General features: G+C 63.1%; 13 protein-coding genes. 9 read left to right on the top strand and 4 right to left on the bottom strand.

The window, feature by feature from the left end; genetic code table 11:
- The first annotated feature begins 101 nt into the window (after positions 1-101).
- The 3 genes from rfbB (at position 102) to J7573_RS21410 (ending at position 2,582) form a co-directional block, all read left to right on the top strand.
- A complete protein-coding gene (gene rfbB, locus J7573_RS21420) occupies positions 102-1,184 on the top strand; it encodes a dTDP-glucose 4,6-dehydratase (RefSeq protein ID WP_294340126.1) in 1,083 nt (360 codons plus the stop codon).
- Positions 1,181-2,074, top strand: coding sequence for a glucose-1-phosphate thymidylyltransferase RfbA (gene rfbA / locus J7573_RS21415; protein WP_294340125.1), 894 nt, complete (start codon positions 1,181-1,183; stop codon positions 2,072-2,074). Before rfbB ends, rfbA begins: the two co-directional genes overlap by 4 nt.
- Before the next feature lie 175 nt (positions 2,075-2,249).
- A complete protein-coding gene (locus tag J7573_RS21410) occupies positions 2,250-2,582 on the top strand; it encodes a ComEA family DNA-binding protein (RefSeq protein ID WP_294340122.1) in 333 nt (110 codons plus the stop codon).
- Positions 2,583-2,696: 114 nt separating this feature from the next.
- Here J7573_RS21410 and J7573_RS21405 read toward each other — a convergent pair whose 3' ends face one another.
- Complete coding sequence (locus tag J7573_RS21405) at positions 2,697-2,864, bottom strand: DUF2897 family protein (protein WP_186688940.1); 168 nt, start codon at positions 2,862-2,864, stop codon at positions 2,697-2,699.
- A gap of 181 nt (positions 2,865-3,045) precedes the next feature.
- Here J7573_RS21405 and pyrF point away from each other — a divergent pair, with 181 nt between their 5' ends.
- Positions 3,046-3,747 (top strand): orotidine-5'-phosphate decarboxylase, encoded by a 702-nt coding sequence (gene pyrF / locus J7573_RS21400; protein ID WP_294340118.1) that lies wholly within the window; start codon positions 3,046-3,048, stop codon positions 3,745-3,747.
- A 260-nt stretch (positions 3,748-4,007) separates the two neighbouring features.
- Here pyrF and kdsA read toward each other — a convergent pair whose 3' ends face one another.
- Complete coding sequence (kdsA, locus tag J7573_RS21395; protein ID WP_294340116.1) at positions 4,008-4,850, bottom strand: 3-deoxy-8-phosphooctulonate synthase; 843 nt, start codon at positions 4,848-4,850, stop codon at positions 4,008-4,010.
- Between the two features lie 57 nt (positions 4,851-4,907).
- Positions 4,908-5,909, bottom strand: a complete 1,002-nt coding sequence (locus J7573_RS21390; protein WP_294340115.1) for an NADP-dependent oxidoreductase — start codon at positions 5,907-5,909, stop codon at positions 4,908-4,910.
- A gap of 172 nt (positions 5,910-6,081) precedes the next feature.
- Here J7573_RS21390 and J7573_RS21385 point away from each other — a divergent pair, with 172 nt between their 5' ends.
- The 3 genes from J7573_RS21385 (at position 6,082) to J7573_RS21375 (ending at position 8,709) form a co-directional block, all read left to right on the top strand.
- Positions 6,082-6,843 carry an SDR family oxidoreductase gene (locus J7573_RS21385; protein WP_294340113.1) on the top strand — a complete coding sequence of 254 codons (762 nt, stop codon included), beginning with the start codon at positions 6,082-6,084 and terminating at the stop codon, positions 6,841-6,843.
- 148 nt (positions 6,844-6,991) lie between these two features.
- Positions 6,992-7,774, top strand: a complete 783-nt coding sequence (locus tag J7573_RS21380) for a lipopolysaccharide biosynthesis protein (protein ID WP_294340176.1) — start codon at positions 6,992-6,994, stop codon at positions 7,772-7,774.
- Positions 7,771-8,709, top strand: coding sequence for a hypothetical protein (locus J7573_RS21375; RefSeq protein WP_294340112.1), 939 nt, complete (start codon positions 7,771-7,773; stop codon positions 8,707-8,709). The genes J7573_RS21380 and J7573_RS21375 overlap by 4 nt, the downstream gene beginning before the upstream one ends.
- 6 nt (positions 8,710-8,715) lie before the next feature.
- Here J7573_RS21375 and J7573_RS21370 read toward each other — a convergent pair whose 3' ends face one another.
- Positions 8,716-9,876, bottom strand: a complete 1,161-nt coding sequence (locus J7573_RS21370; RefSeq protein ID WP_294340110.1) for an MFS transporter — start codon at positions 9,874-9,876, stop codon at positions 8,716-8,718.
- 227 nt (positions 9,877-10,103) lie between these two features.
- On the opposite strand from J7573_RS21370, the gene J7573_RS21365 reads away from it, so the two are divergent.
- Together J7573_RS21365 and J7573_RS21360 are read left to right on the top strand one after the other, a co-directional pair.
- Positions 10,104-11,501 (top strand): PLP-dependent aminotransferase family protein, encoded by a 1,398-nt coding sequence (locus J7573_RS21365; RefSeq protein WP_294340175.1) that lies wholly within the window; start codon positions 10,104-10,106, stop codon positions 11,499-11,501.
- A 117-nt stretch (positions 11,502-11,618) separates the two neighbouring features.
- Positions 11,619-13,550 (top strand): methyl-accepting chemotaxis protein (locus J7573_RS21360; RefSeq protein ID WP_294340108.1); only part of this gene is annotated, 1,932 nt, incomplete at its 3' end.

Below are 13,550 nucleotides of genomic sequence, written 5' to 3'. Positions count from 1 at the left end.
ACATCGAATGACAAACCCCACCCCAGCCGATACGTTTCCTATAATCCCGTTTACAATAGCGGCATCTTTCCTACCGACCCGCATGAGATCTACCTGAACCAATGACTATCCTGGTTACCGGCGGCGCCGGCTTTATCGGTTCGAACTTCGTACTGGATTGGGTGAACCAATCGGGCGAAACCCTCATCAACCTCGACAAACTGACCTACGCCGGCAATCTGCAAAGCTTGGCCAGCCTGCAAGGCAACCCGCAGCATGTGTTTGTGCACGGGGATATCGGTGACACTGCGCTGTTGCAGCGGCTGCTGGCCGAGCACCAGCCGCGCGCGGTGCTCAACTTTGCTGCCGAGTCGCATGTCGACCGCTCCATCCACGGCCCGCAGGCGTTCGTCGAAACCAATGTGGTCGGCACCTTCCAGTTGCTCGAAGCGGTTCGGAGTTATTGGCAGGGCCTGGATGGTGCAGGGCAGGAAGCATTCCGGTTTCTGCATGTATCCACCGATGAGGTGTACGGCTCGCTCAAGGCCGGTGAGCCGGCGTTCACCGAAACCCATCAGTACCAACCCAACAGCCCCTATTCGGCGAGCAAGGCGGGCAGCGATCACTTGGTGCGCTCCTATCACCACACCTACGGCTTGCCCGTGCTGACCACCAACTGCTCTAACAATTACGGGCCACTGCACTTTCCGGAAAAACTCATTCCACTGGTGATCGTCAACGCGCTGAGTGGCAAGGCCTTGCCGGTGTATGGCGATGGTCAGCAGATTCGCGACTGGCTTTACGTCAAGGACCATTGCAGCGCCATTCGCCGGGTACTGGAAGCCGGTAAGGTAGGTGAGGTGTACAACGTCGGTGGCTGGAACGAGAAACCGAACCTGGAGATCGTCGAGCGCGTCTGCTCCCTGCTGGATGAGCTGCGCCCACGGGCAGACGGCAAGCCCTATGCGGCGCAGATCACCTATGTTGCCGACCGTCCGGGGCATGATAGACGCTACGCCATCGATGCCCGCAAGCTTGAGCGCGAACTAGGCTGGAAACCGAGTGAAACGTTCGAGACTGGTATCCGCAAGACAGTGCAGTGGTACCTGGACAATGCTGCGTGGGTCGAGGGTGTGCAGTCGGGCAGTTATCGCGAATGGGTTGAAAAAAACTACAGCTGCCGTTCAGGGAAGCACGACAAATGAGCACATTCAAGCAACGCAAAGGCATCATTCTGGCAGGCGGTTCGGGCACGCGCCTGCACCCGGCGACACTGGCGATCTCCAAGCAGCTGCTGCCGGTGTACGACAAACCGATGATCTACTACCCGCTGACCACGCTGATGCTGGCGGGTATCCGCGATATCCTGATCATCTCCACACCCCTGGACACGCCACGCTTCGAGCAGTTGCTGGGCGATGGCCACCAGTGGGGCATCAACATCAGCTATGCGGTGCAGCCTTCGCCGGATGGCCTGGCCCAGGCGTTCATCATTGGTGAGCGCTTCATCGGCAACGACTTGTCGGCATTGGTGCTGGGCGACAACATCTACTACGGCCACGACTTCCACAACTTGCTTGTCGGTGCAATGGCGCGCAACGAAGGGGCGAGTGTGTTCGCTTACCATGTGACCGACCCCGAGCGCTATGGTGTGGTCGAGTTCGACGCCAGTGGCAAGGCCGTCAGCCTGGAGGAAAAACCCCAGCAGCCTAAGTCCAACTATGCAGTGACAGGGCTGTATTTCTACGACCTGGACGTAATTGAGATGGCCAAGGGTCTCAAACCCTCGGCGCGTGGTGAGCTGGAGATTACCGACATCAACCGGCTCTATCTGGAGCGTGGGCAATTGTCGGTTCAGGTGATGGGCCGCGGCTATGCCTGGCTCGATACCGGCACCCATGATTCTCTGCTCGAAGCCAGTGGTTACATCGCCACGCTCGAGCGCCGGCAGGGCCTGAAGGTCGCTTGCCCGGAGGAGCTGGCATTCCGCCAGAAGTGGATCGATGCGGAGCAGCTCCAAAGTCTGGCTGAGCCGATGCGCAAGAATGGCTATGGCCAGTATTTGCTGCGTTTGCTGCGTGATCATGCCCTGTAGGGCTGATAGTCCTGTGCACCCCTGCCGTAGGAAGCTTCGCCGGCAGGCGTGCAACATGTTGTGACGTCTGATTTGGTAACCATTGCCCACTGGGAACAACTGCCTGTAACCCGCTAGGTTGTAGGGGCAGCCAATGAAACTGGCTGCGGCAACCTCAACTCACAGGAGTGACCTCATGCGCAATACCGTCCTCAATTACCTGCTGCTGCCACTGTTCGCGGGCTTGTCGTTTTCCCTCAGCGCGGCGCCGGATGCTGCGAAGATGCCGTCAGAGCCAGTACCGCTGGTGAGCCAAGTGCAGGCTCCGGTCGAACGGTTGAATTTGAACACAGCCGATGCGTCTACGCTGCAAAAGAAACTGAATGGGATCGGCAAGGCCAAGGCTGAAGCGATCGTGGCGTATCGAGATACCAATGGGCCGTTCGCCACGGTGGACGAACTGCTGGAAATCAGGGGTATTGGTAGCGCGTTGCTGGAGCGCAATCGGGACAGGCTGATGGTGGAATAGTGACATGTCCTGTGGGAGCGGCGTGCCGTTGACAGGTCTCAAACCGGCTTTTTGCCTGTGCTGGCCTCATCGCCGACAAGCCGGTTCCCACAGGCGCTGCAGATTCAACCTGCGCTATCGGTCCTGAGCATCCTTGGCATCCGCCTCGGCATTACGTTCATGCACCTTACGCAATTGCTCTTCGGTCAGGGGCAGCTTCTTCGCCGTATCTCGAAGCAGCATCAGCCCGCCAATGATCGAGCCGAGGGCTATGATGAGTATCAGCCAAGCATACCAGGGCATTGTCTTTCTCCTGTGGCGTCGAGGGTTTCGCTTGTATAGCGGTTGAGCGATTTCCTTGACCATTGGTTCAATTATAGGGGCCATTCCCTGCTGGGCCAATTCTGATGACCCGCGGCCCCCAAAGCCTGTGCCACTTCGTTTACAATGCGCGCCGTTTACGACTTGCCAAGAGAATTCGACCATGTCCGCCTGCCAGACGCCCCTGATCGTCGCCCTGGATTTTCCCACTCGTGACGCTGCCCTGAAGCTGGCTGACCAGCTCGATCCCGCCCTGTGCCGGGTAAAGGTGGGCAAGGAGCTGTTCACCAGCAGCGCTTCGGGGATTGTCGAAAGCCTGTGCCAGAAGGGCTTCGAGGTGTTCCTCGACCTGAAGTTCCACGATATTCCGAACACCACCGCCATGGCCGTCAAGGCGGCTGCCGAAATGGGGGTGTGGATGGTCAACGTCCATTGCTCTGGTGGCCTGCGCATGATGTCGGCCTGCCGCGAAGAGCTGGCCAAGCGCAGCGGCCCGCAGCCACTATTGATCGGCGTGACCGTGCTGACCAGCATGGAACGTGAGGACCTGGCCGGCATTGGCCTGGATATTGCCCCACAAGAGCAGGTGCTGCGCCTCGCTGCGCTGGCCGAGAAGGCGGGCATGGACGGGTTGGTATGTTCGGCGCTTGAGGCGCCGGCATTGAAGGCTGCGCACCCTGGCCTGCAACTGGTCACCCCGGGAATTCGCCCGGCGGGTAGCGCTCTGGATGACCAGCGTCGAATTCTTACGCCGCGCCAGGCTCTGGACGCCGGCTCGGATTATCTGGTGATCGGTCGCCCGATCAGCAAGGCGACGGACCCGGCGCAGGCACTGGCGGCAGTAGTCGCTGAAATACGCGGCTGAATCAGATCAGGCAAGAGGGCTGCGATGCTGCGCTTTTTCATTTTTGAGTCGTGGTTCAGCCTTGAGCTGTCGACCAGTTGACCCGGTCGAACGGTCACGTGGTCAAGATCGAGAAGCCCTAGGCAATGTGGTTTGGGCAAAGGCTGCATAGCGGTGATGCGCTGAAGTTAACGCTCGACCACGCTCCTCAACACCCTTGGAGCTGAAAAAAGGCCGGCATGCAGTGCATGCCGGCCTTTTTTGCGTGGCGCGAAATCGACTCAGGCAATGACCAGCGGCGTAAACCCTTTCACCAGGTCATCCAGCGCTTTGATCTGCGCAAGGAAAGGCTCTAGCTTATCCAGCGGCAGGGCACTCGGGCCGTCGCACTTGGCCTGGTCCGGGTTCGGGTGAGCCTCCAGAAACAGCCCGGCCAGGCCAACCGCCATGCCGGCGCGGGCGAGGTCGACGACCTGCTCGCGGCGGCCACCGGAGGCAGCGCCGGACGGGTCGCGGTTCTGCAGGGCGTGGGTCACGTCGAAGATGATCGGCAGGTTGTCGCAGGTGCGCTTCATCACGCCAAAGCCCAGCATGTCGACCACCAGGTTGTCGTAGCCCATGCAGGTGCCGCGGTCGCACAGGATCAGCTGGTCGTTACCGGCTTCCTTGAACTTGTGCACGATGTTCTGCATCTGCGAGGGGCTGAGGAACTGTGGCTTCTTGATGTTGACCGGCTTGCCGGTCTTGGCCAGGGCCACCACCAGGTCGGTCTGGCGGGCGAGGAAGGCTGGCAGTTGCAGCACGTCGACCACTTCGGCCACCGGCGCGCACTGGTGGATTTCATGCACGTCGGTGATGATCGGGACGCCGAACTCGGCCTTTACCTTCTCGAAGATGCGCAGGCCCTCTTCCATGCCCGGGCCACGGTAGGAGTGGATCGAGGAGCGGTTGGCCTTGTCGAAGCTGGCCTTGAACACGTAAGGGATGCCCAGTTTCTCGGTAACCCGAACGTACTCGGCGCAGGCGGTCAGGGCCAGGTCCTCGGACTCGAGCACGTTGATGCCGCCGAAGAGGACGAACGGGGCGGTGTTGGAGCACTCGATGGTGGGGGTGATCTTGATCATGGTCTACTCTGCAAATCCCAGTCACTGGTTTCAGTGGCGATAGCCAATCTTACAGACTCAAACCTTCAACACCAACTTGCCGAAGTTCTCGCCGCTGAATAGCTTGAGCAGCGTCTCGGGGAACGTCTCCAGCCCGTCCACCACGTCCTCCTTGCTCTTGACCTTGCCTGTGGCCAGCCAGCCGGCCATCTCCTGGGCGGCCTTGCCGTAGTCCTTGGCGTGGTCCATCACCACGAAACCTTCCATGCGTGCACGGTTTACCAGCAGCGCCAGGTAGTTGGCCGGGCCTTTGACAGCTTCCTTGTTGTTGTACTGGCTGATGGCGCCGCAGATGACGATGCGCGCCTTGAAGTTGATGCGGGTGAGCACGGCGTCGAGGATTTCGCCGCCGACGTTGTCGAAGTACACGTCGACGCCCTTGGAGCATTCGCGCTTCAGGCCGGCCAACACGTCCTCGGCCTTGTAGTCGATCACGCCGTCGAAGCCCAGTTCGTCCTTGAGGTACTGGCACTTCTGCGCGCCACCGGCGATGCCAACCACATGGCAGCCCTTGAGCTTGGCGATCTGGCCGACGATGCTGCCCACCGCGCCGGCCGCGCCGGAGATGACCACGGTGTCGCCGGCCTTCGGCTGGCCGACCTCGAGCAGGGCGAAGTAGGCGGTCATGCCGGTCATGCCCAGGGCCGAGAGGTAGCGGGGCAGCGGGGCGAGCCTGGGGTCGATCTTGTGCAGGCCCTGGGGGTCGCCGGTGAAGTAGTCCTGCACGCCGAGGGCGCCGCTGACTTGGTCGCCGGGCTTGTAGTCCGGATGGTTGGAAGCGACCACTTCGCCGACGCCTAGGGCGCGCATCACCTGCCCAAGGGCGACGGGCGGGATATACGACTTGCCTTCGTTCATCCAGCCGCGCATGGCCGGGTCCAGCGACAGGTACAGGTTGCGCACCTGGATCTGGCCGGCGGCGGGGGCTTCGGCGGGGACCGTCTCGAAGGTGAAGTCGTCACGGCGCACGGCGCCGACCGGTCGTTTGGCAAGCAGGAAGCGGCGGTTGCTCTGGGTCATGGCAGGTCCTTGTGGGCGATGAGGTACAGCAGTCAATTTAACCCGCTGATGCAGGTTGGTCCGCAAAATCACTGGTAAGCATGGTAGCCCAACCGCTGCCTTGATGATGCTGCCCAGCCGGGCGGTGGGCTGACTAGACTCAGGGCCAATTCATCACCCTCAGGAGCAGACGATGAGCATGACCTTTTCCGGCCAGGTAGCCCTGGTCACCGGCGGTGCGGCAGGGATCGGCCGGGCGACGGCACTGGCCTTTGCCCGCGAAGGCCTGAAGGTGGTGGTGGCCGATCTTGACCCGGTCGGCGGCGAGGCCACGGTGGCCTTGATTCGCGAATCGGGTGGCAACGCGCTGTTCGTGGCTTGTGATGTGACCCAGGATGCCCAGGTGCGCCAGCTGCACGAGCGCGCCATCGAGGCCTATGGCCGGCTGGACTACGCCTACAACAATGCCGGCATCGAAATCGAACAGGGACGCCTGGCCGAGGGCAGCGAGGCCGAGTTCGACGCGATCATGGGCGTCAACGTCAAGGGCGTGTGGCTGTGCATGAAGTACCAGTTACCACTGCTGCTGGCCCAGGGCGGCGGTGCGATCGTCAATACAGCCTCGGTGGCAGGCCTGGGCGCGGCACCGAAGATGAGCATCTACGCCGCCTCCAAGCATGCGGTGATCGGCCTGACCAAGTCGGCCGCCATCGAGTATGCCAAGAAGGGTATCCGGGTGAATGCCGTGTGCCCGGCGGTGATCGACACCGACATGTTCCGCCGCGCCTACGAGGCTGACCCGCGCAAGGCTGAGTTTGCCGCCGCGATGCACCCGGTCGGGCGCATCGGCAAGGTCGAGGAAATTGCCAGTGCGGTGCTGTACCTGTGCAGTGACGGCGCGGCGTTCACCACCGGGCACAGCCTGACAGTGGATGGCGGGGCTACTGCGATCTAAAATCGGTTGCAGTGCTCAATCTTGACCTTCAAAGTTATGTTGTGTATAGGCTATTTGATTCTCGGCTGTCTATAATTCAGCTCTCAGGTGTTGGGGAGCAACAGTGGAAACAGTCATCGTCAACGAGTCCGGTCGGCAAGCCCCAATCATGGATTTCGCAGCCTGCCGGGGGATTGCCGAAGGGCCCGTGTTCATCATTGCGTCGGGAGCCTCTGCAAAGGACTTCCCCATGCAGCGCTTTGCGAATGTGCCGATGATCACGCTAAACGGCGCGATCTCGATGTTCCCGGAGCAAGGCCCGCGTCCTTACTTCTACGTGTGCACCGACACCGGGTTTGCGCACCAGCAGCCTGACCTTTATGCAAAGGCGGTGCGGCTCAGCCAGCGATTGGCAATCTGGCCGGATGAAATCGAGTCTCTGCCGGTGCCAACCAAAGCGCAGATTTTCCCGCTGGCCAAGGCGGCCCGCTCGCGCCTGTATGACATGCTTTTCAACCCCGACCCGCAAGTGGTGCGCAGCCGTGCACTCTGGGGCAGCCGCTCACGCTCGGTGGGTTTCAGCAAAGACCTTTCGCAAGGTTTTTTCGATGCGCGCACGGTAGCCTATGCGGCACTGCAGATTGCCTTTCATCTGGGCTTCAATCAGGTTTTCCTGGTGGGTGTGGACCTTGACCAGTCTGTGGGGCGCTTTTATGAAACCTCGGGCCAGGCGGTTTCGCGCTGCCACCTGGATGAAGCCTATGAGCGGCGCATCCTGCCCTCGCTGAAGCTGATGGCCGAACAGGTTGTCGACGAGCATTTTGCCGTCTACAACCTGTCTGCCACGTCGAGAATCCCGGGTGCGGTCATCCCCAAGGTCACCCTTGACCAAGCCCAGGCGATAATCCTCGGCAGCGTTCCTGAGGCTTTCTTGTGTAGCCACCCCGTGTGACTGTCTACTTCCTGGGCTGGCAAGCCCGCTACGAACAGATCATGATCGAGCAGCTGGCGCAGGCGCACGCGGTGCGGGTGTTCCAGTTGCCTTCTTATGCGCGCAGGGTTGTGCGCCTGGCGCAAGTGCTGGGTGGTGCTCCGGGATTATTGAAATGGCTTGGCAGGCGAGCCAGCGCCGCCAACCGGGCCACCGCCAGCGACCTGTTGGTGTGTAATGAGGGTCAACTGAAGCGCAGGCGCCAGCTGCATCTGGTGCTGGGCTTTCCCGGCCAGCGGGTGTTGCTGGTGCGGGACTTGGTAGATGCCGCCTTCGTCGAGCGTATGCGGCCATTGTTCGATCGTATCTACAGCTACGACCCTGTGCAGTGCGAGCGTCTGGGCATGCTCCATCTGGAGCAGTTTTTCCCTTTCGACCCCGTCAACACCTGTCAGCCGACAGCCGAACAGGGGGCTGTCAGGCACAAGCCGTTGTGCTTCTTCCTGGGCCGCGACAAGGGCCGCGCCCAGCGCCTGCAGGCCCTGGCGCAGGCGCTGGGCGGACTCGGCTGCGACCTTGATTTCCAGATCGTGAAGGACGGCACTACCCAGGCGCCGGGCAGTTACCACATCGATAGGTTGCTGTCCTACGAGGCCAACCTGGCCAAGGCCAGGGCCTGCGATGTGCTGGTGGAGATCAATCAGGCGGGTCAAACCGGCCTGACCTTGCGTCCCCTGGAAGCTGCGTTCTTCGACAAGCAGCTGATCACCGATAATTGGCGGGTCAGGGACACTGCCTTCTATCATCCCGACCGCTTCTATGTGCTGGGGGATGAGCAGCGCGATCTTCAGGCGTTTCTGGCCAGCAAGGCACCACCGGTGGCGCCGGATGCCCTGCGCAAACATACCCCGACGGGATTGCTGGAGCGCTTGCTGGAGGACGCTGTCCGGAGGTGAGCCGGCTCAATGGCCGTTGGTTTGTTGCATGCTTAGCCTTGTGCCTTGCAACGCCCCGGCAACGGCCACGCAGCCCACCAGCAATACCCCGCCAAAACCCAGCAAGGCCATGCCCGAGCCCAGGTGGTCGCTCATGACTCCGGTCAGGATCACCGGCACGCTGAAACCCAGGTAGGCCAGCAGGAAGAACCCCGCGCTGGCGCGTGTCTTCTCGGCCCCGGCCAGTTCGTTCACCGCCGCCAGCCCGCCGAGGTAGATGAACCCATAACAGGCGCTGCTGGCTGCCACCGCGCCGGCCAGCACCGCCCACAGGCGGCCACTGTCGGCGCCCCAGGCCAGCAAGGCATAGCTGCACGGCAGGATCGCCATGCCCAGCAAGGTGGCCGCACGGCTGGACATGCGCCTGGCCAGTGGCTGGAACAGCAGGCCGCAGCTGATCACGCAGAACGTCGAGAACCCCGACCAGGCGCTCAAACCGTGCTGGCGCAGAATCCCGGGCAGCAGGGCGATCACCAGCCCGACGCAGGCCCATGCCAGCAGAATGGCCAGGCCATACACCACGCTGCCGCGAGGGTAGAAGGGGAGGCGTAGCATGGCGCTGCGTTGTGCCGGGCGTGGGTCGGGCAAGCGCCACACCAGCAGCACAGCCACTGCGCCAAGCAGCAACTGCAAGTGGAAGCTGCCGGGGGTCAGGCTCGGGCCGCGCAGCAGGAACAGGCTGGTCAGCGCCGCGCCCAGGCCAAAGCCCAGCGAAGTGCTGGCGGTGACCCAGTTGGCGGCACGGGCACTGCTGTTAGCGCCCATCAGTTCAGCCATGTAGGCGGTTGCCGTGGCCGAAGCCAGGCCGGTGCCCAGGCCCAGGAAGAAACGCGCCACGCCCAGCGTTTGCAGGCTCGGTGCAAACAGCATGAGCAGGGTGGCAACCATCGACAGCACAAGCGCGGTGAGAATCAGTGGCCGTCGCCCGACCCGGTCGGCCAGCCCGCCCAGAGCCAGCAGCACCGGCAGCACGCCCAGCACGTAACCGGAGAAGGCCACCGCAGTGGCAGCGGCGCCCTGGCCGGAGAGGTCGGCGTAGGTGATGTAGAGCGGGGCCTGCAGGTTGACCGCCAGGGTGATCAGGCACAGGGCGAAGGCCAGCAGGGCGGGGGAGTGGCGCGAGGGCATGGGTACGGTCCTGGTTCTTGGATTGTCAGTACCGGCCTTTTCGCGGGCACGCCCGCTCCCACAGGATACCCACAATGCTCACGGCCTGTGCTGTACCTGTGGGAGCGGGCGTGCCCGCGAAAGGGCCGGTACAGGAAACAATGCCCTGCACACCTACACCCAACAAGGCACACCCAAGCCCCATTTGTGCTTAACTGTTCGCTCAAAATATGCAAACACCCATCGCCATGCACTTCACCCTCGACCGCCGAAGCCCCACCCCGCTGGTGCAGCAACTCACCGACCACCTGCAAGCCTGGATCGAACAGCAGCGCCTGCGCCCCGGTGCCCGTCTGCCGTCGATCCGCACCTTGGCCCATAATCAGTCGGTCAGTGCCTCCTGCGTGATCGAAGCCTACGACCGCCTGGTCGCCAGCGGCTGGCTGGAGGCGCGCCACGGTACCGGTTTCTTCGTTGCCGAACGCAAAGCCACTTTCGACGCCGACAACCCACCGGTGTGGGGCGAGGCGGGCGATGGCAACTGGCGGCAGTTCCGCGAAGGCCATGACGAATTGCTCAAGCTCGGCTGCGGCTGGCTGCCGAACAGCTGGCGCGCAGACGTCGAACTGGCCCAGGCAATCCGCCAGGTCAGCCGCGGCAACCCGCAGGACCTGTTCGACTACTGCCCGCCGCTGGGTCTGGCCAACCTGCGCCAGCACTTGCACAAGCGCCTGGCACGGGTGGATATCGCTGCAGGGCCCGAGCGCATCCTCACCACACAAGGTGCCAGCCATGGCCTGGACCTGCTGGTGCGTACCTTGCTGCGCCCCGGCGACACCGTGTTGGTAGAAAACCCCGGCTACTACAACCTGTACAACCTGCTGCGCCAGCATCAGGTGCGCATGCTGCCAGTACCGCGCACGGTGGCCGGCCCTGACCTTGCAGTGCTCGAACGCCTGCTGGCCGAGCACCACCCGCGTTGCCTGTTCACCAACAGCCTGTACCAGAACCCCACCGGCACCAGCCTCACACCCAAGGTTGCCTATCGTCTGCTGGAGCTGGCCCGCGAACATGACCTGCGCATCATCGAGGACGATATCTACGCCGACTTCCAGGAAGGCCCTGCCACCCGCCTGGCCACCCTCGACAGCGAGCAGCGGGTGATCTACCTGGCCAGTTTCTCCAAAACCCTGAGCAGTTCGCTGCGTGTCGGCTACCTGGTGGCCGACGCGCCCCTGCTGGCGCGCCTGGCCGAACTGAAGATGGTCAGCGGCATCGGCACCTCGCGCTTCGCCGAACAGGTGGTCGGGCAGATGCTGGCCAACGGCAGCTACCGCAAGAGTGTCCAGCGCCTGCGGGTGCGGCTGGGGCAGCACATGGCCAAATTGCTCGGGCAACTGGAACAGTACGGCTGGCAGGTGTTCTGCGAGCCGTATGGCGGCATGTTCGTCTGGGCGCGAGTGCCGGGGCGTGACTTCGCCAGCCTCGAACGCCTGGCGCTGGAGCATGCGGTGTTACTCACCCCAGGCAGCGCCTTCGACTACCAAGGCGCCAGCAGCGATTGGCTGCGCATCAACGTCGCCTACGGGCAGGACACCCGCGCCCAGGGCTTCCTTCAGCACGCGGGGCGACCTTCAGCTAGCTGATAGCGACACACTCGTAGCCATTTGACACCATTTTGCTGCCAACCTCTTGTTTGCAGGGCGAAAACGTTGCCACGCTTGACCCTTGGCAAAACCTTGCACGGTGAAGGGGAATCGGCGATGGCGACGAGCAGGCACGGTGTTCTGGCCAACCTGGGCATGGCCCGCAAATTGGGCCTGGGTTTTGCCCTGGTGTTGCTGCTGACTGTCGCGGTGGCGGCCATCGGCATCGCGGCGCTGCACAGCGTTGGCCAACGCTTCGACGGCCTGCGCCAGCTTGGCCAGCTCAATACCGACCTGCTGCGGCTGCGCCAGCACGAGCAGGCCTTTGCCCTGCGCTCCGACATCAAGGAGGCCGAGGCCTTGCGCAGCGGCCTGCAGAGCCTTGCCGAGCGCGCCCGCAGCCTGCCAGCGCTGACGGCGGCCGAGGCTGACCTGGCGGCTTACGGTCAGGCTTTCGAGGCCTTCGTCGAAGCGGTGCAGGCCAAGGAGCTGGCGCTGGACATGGCCAGTTGGTCGGTGTCCAGCGTGGCCAACAACCTTGATGTACTGCAGGCCGGCCTGGCCGACGATGCCACTTACACGCTCAAGCAGTCCCAGGGCCAGCAAGGTGGCGAGTTTCTTGAACAGGCCGGGCAGGTGGCGCAAGTGTCGCGGCTGATGCTGCAGGCCATGGACGAAGCGCGGGTACGCCTGGACAAGAGCCGCAAGGGCGAGGAGGGGGAGCAAGGCCGCATCGCCCAGACGGTCGAGGCGGCGCAGCTGGTCGAGCAGCTCAAGGCCGCCGTCGGTGATGCAGGCTACCAGAGTGTGCTCGGCGAGGTGGCCGGGCACATTGCCAGTTTCTCCGACAAACTCAACGAATACACCGACCTGCTGGGCAAGGAGCAAGGCATCAAGGCGCAGCTGCAGGCGCGTGCCGAGCAAGTCACGGGCCGGGTCGACCAGGCCTATGCCGTCGATCAGCAGGCCATGCAGGCAGAACTGACGCGCAACAGCCTGGCCATCGCCTTCGCCACCGGGCTGGCGTTACTGGTGGGCCTGCTCGCCGCCTGGCTGATCACCCGCGCCGTGGTTGGCCCGCTCAAGCGCGTGATCGGCCGTGCCCAGCGCATTGCCGCAGGAGAGTTGAGCCTGGAACACGAGGCGGCGCGCAGTGATGAAGTTGGCCAGCTGATGCAGGCCATGCAGCAGATGGCCGCCGGGTTGTCCGGCGTGGTCAGTGGCCTGCAGCAGGGTATCGAGCAGCTGGCCGGCAGCGCCCAGGCGCTGTCGGCGGTGACTGAGCAGACCAACCGCGAAGTCGGCAGCCAGAAGGAAGAGACCGAGCAGGTGGCCACCGCCATGCAGCAGATGACCGCCACCGTGCACGACGTGGCGCGCAATGCCGAAGAGGCCGCACAGGCGGCGCAGGCTGCCGATGACAAGGTCGACGCCGGGCAGCGCGTGGTGCGCGAGAGCATGCAGCGTATCGAGCAATTGGCTACGGCAGCGGACACGGCCAGCGCCGGCATCGACAGCCTGAGTGCCGAGATCCACACCATTGGCGATGTGCTGGAGGTGATCAAGAGCGTCGCCGAGCAGACCAACCTGCTGGCGCTCAATGCAGCCATCGAAGCGGCCCGGGCGGGTGAGCAGGGGCGGGGTTTTGCGGTGGTGGCCGACGAAGTACGGGCACTGGCCCGGCGTACCCGGCAGTCGACCGAGGAAATCGAGCGCCTGGTCGCCAGCCTGCGCGGCAATGCCCAGCAATCGGTGGCGCAGATCCGCGGCAGTACCGAGCTGGTGCGCCTGGCCGTGGCCGATGCGCTGCAGACCGAAAGCGCGCTGGGCAGCATTGCGCTGGCGGTGTCGTTGATTCAGCAGATGAACCAGCAGATTGCGGCGGCGGCGGAGCAGCAGAGTTCGGTGGCCGAAGAGATCAGCCGTAGCGTGACGCAGATCCGGGGCAGTGCCGACCAGGCGGCGCTGGCGATGCAGGACAATGCCCGGTCCAGTATCGAACTGGCGCAGCTGGGTAATGACCTCAAGGGCATGGTTGGCCACTTCAGG

This window comes from Pseudomonas sp. (assembly GCF_017744435.1).
Taxonomy (GTDB): domain Bacteria; phylum Pseudomonadota; class Gammaproteobacteria; order Pseudomonadales; family Pseudomonadaceae; genus Aquipseudomonas.
Note: the sequence above shows the minus strand (reverse complement) of the source record. Positions and strands in the feature narration are given on the sequence as shown.

Bases quoted from the DNA above. Each gene is read 5' to 3' on its own strand.
- rfbA (WP_294340125.1), top strand. From the start codon at position 1,181: ATGAGCACATTCAAGCAACGCAAAGGCATCATTCTGGCAGGCGGTTCG.
- J7573_RS21410 (WP_294340122.1), top strand. From the start codon at position 2,250: ATGCGCAATACCGTCCTCAATTACCTGCTGCTGCCACTGTTCGCGGGC.
- J7573_RS21380 (WP_294340176.1), top strand. From the start codon at position 6,992: ATGGATTTCGCAGCCTGCCGGGGGATTGCCGAAGGGCCCGTGTTCATC.
- J7573_RS21365 (WP_294340175.1), top strand. From the start codon at position 10,104: ATGCACTTCACCCTCGACCGCCGAAGCCCCACCCCGCTGGTGCAGCAA.
- J7573_RS21385 (WP_294340113.1), top strand. From the start codon at position 6,082: ATGAGCATGACCTTTTCCGGCCAGGTAGCCCTGGTCACCGGCGGTGCG.
- J7573_RS21405 (WP_186688940.1), bottom strand. From the start codon at position 2,864: ATGCCCTGGTATGCTTGGCTGATACTCATCATAGCCCTCGGCTCGATC.
- pyrF (WP_294340118.1), top strand. From the start codon at position 3,046: ATGTCCGCCTGCCAGACGCCCCTGATCGTCGCCCTGGATTTTCCCACT.
- J7573_RS21390 (WP_294340115.1), bottom strand. From the start codon at position 5,909: ATGACCCAGAGCAACCGCCGCTTCCTGCTTGCCAAACGACCGGTCGGC.
- kdsA (WP_294340116.1), bottom strand. From the start codon at position 4,850: ATGATCAAGATCACCCCCACCATCGAGTGCTCCAACACCGCCCCGTTC.
- J7573_RS21370 (WP_294340110.1), bottom strand. From the start codon at position 9,876: ATGCCCTCGCGCCACTCCCCCGCCCTGCTGGCCTTCGCCCTGTGCCTG.
- rfbB (WP_294340126.1), top strand. From the start codon at position 102: ATGACTATCCTGGTTACCGGCGGCGCCGGCTTTATCGGTTCGAACTTC.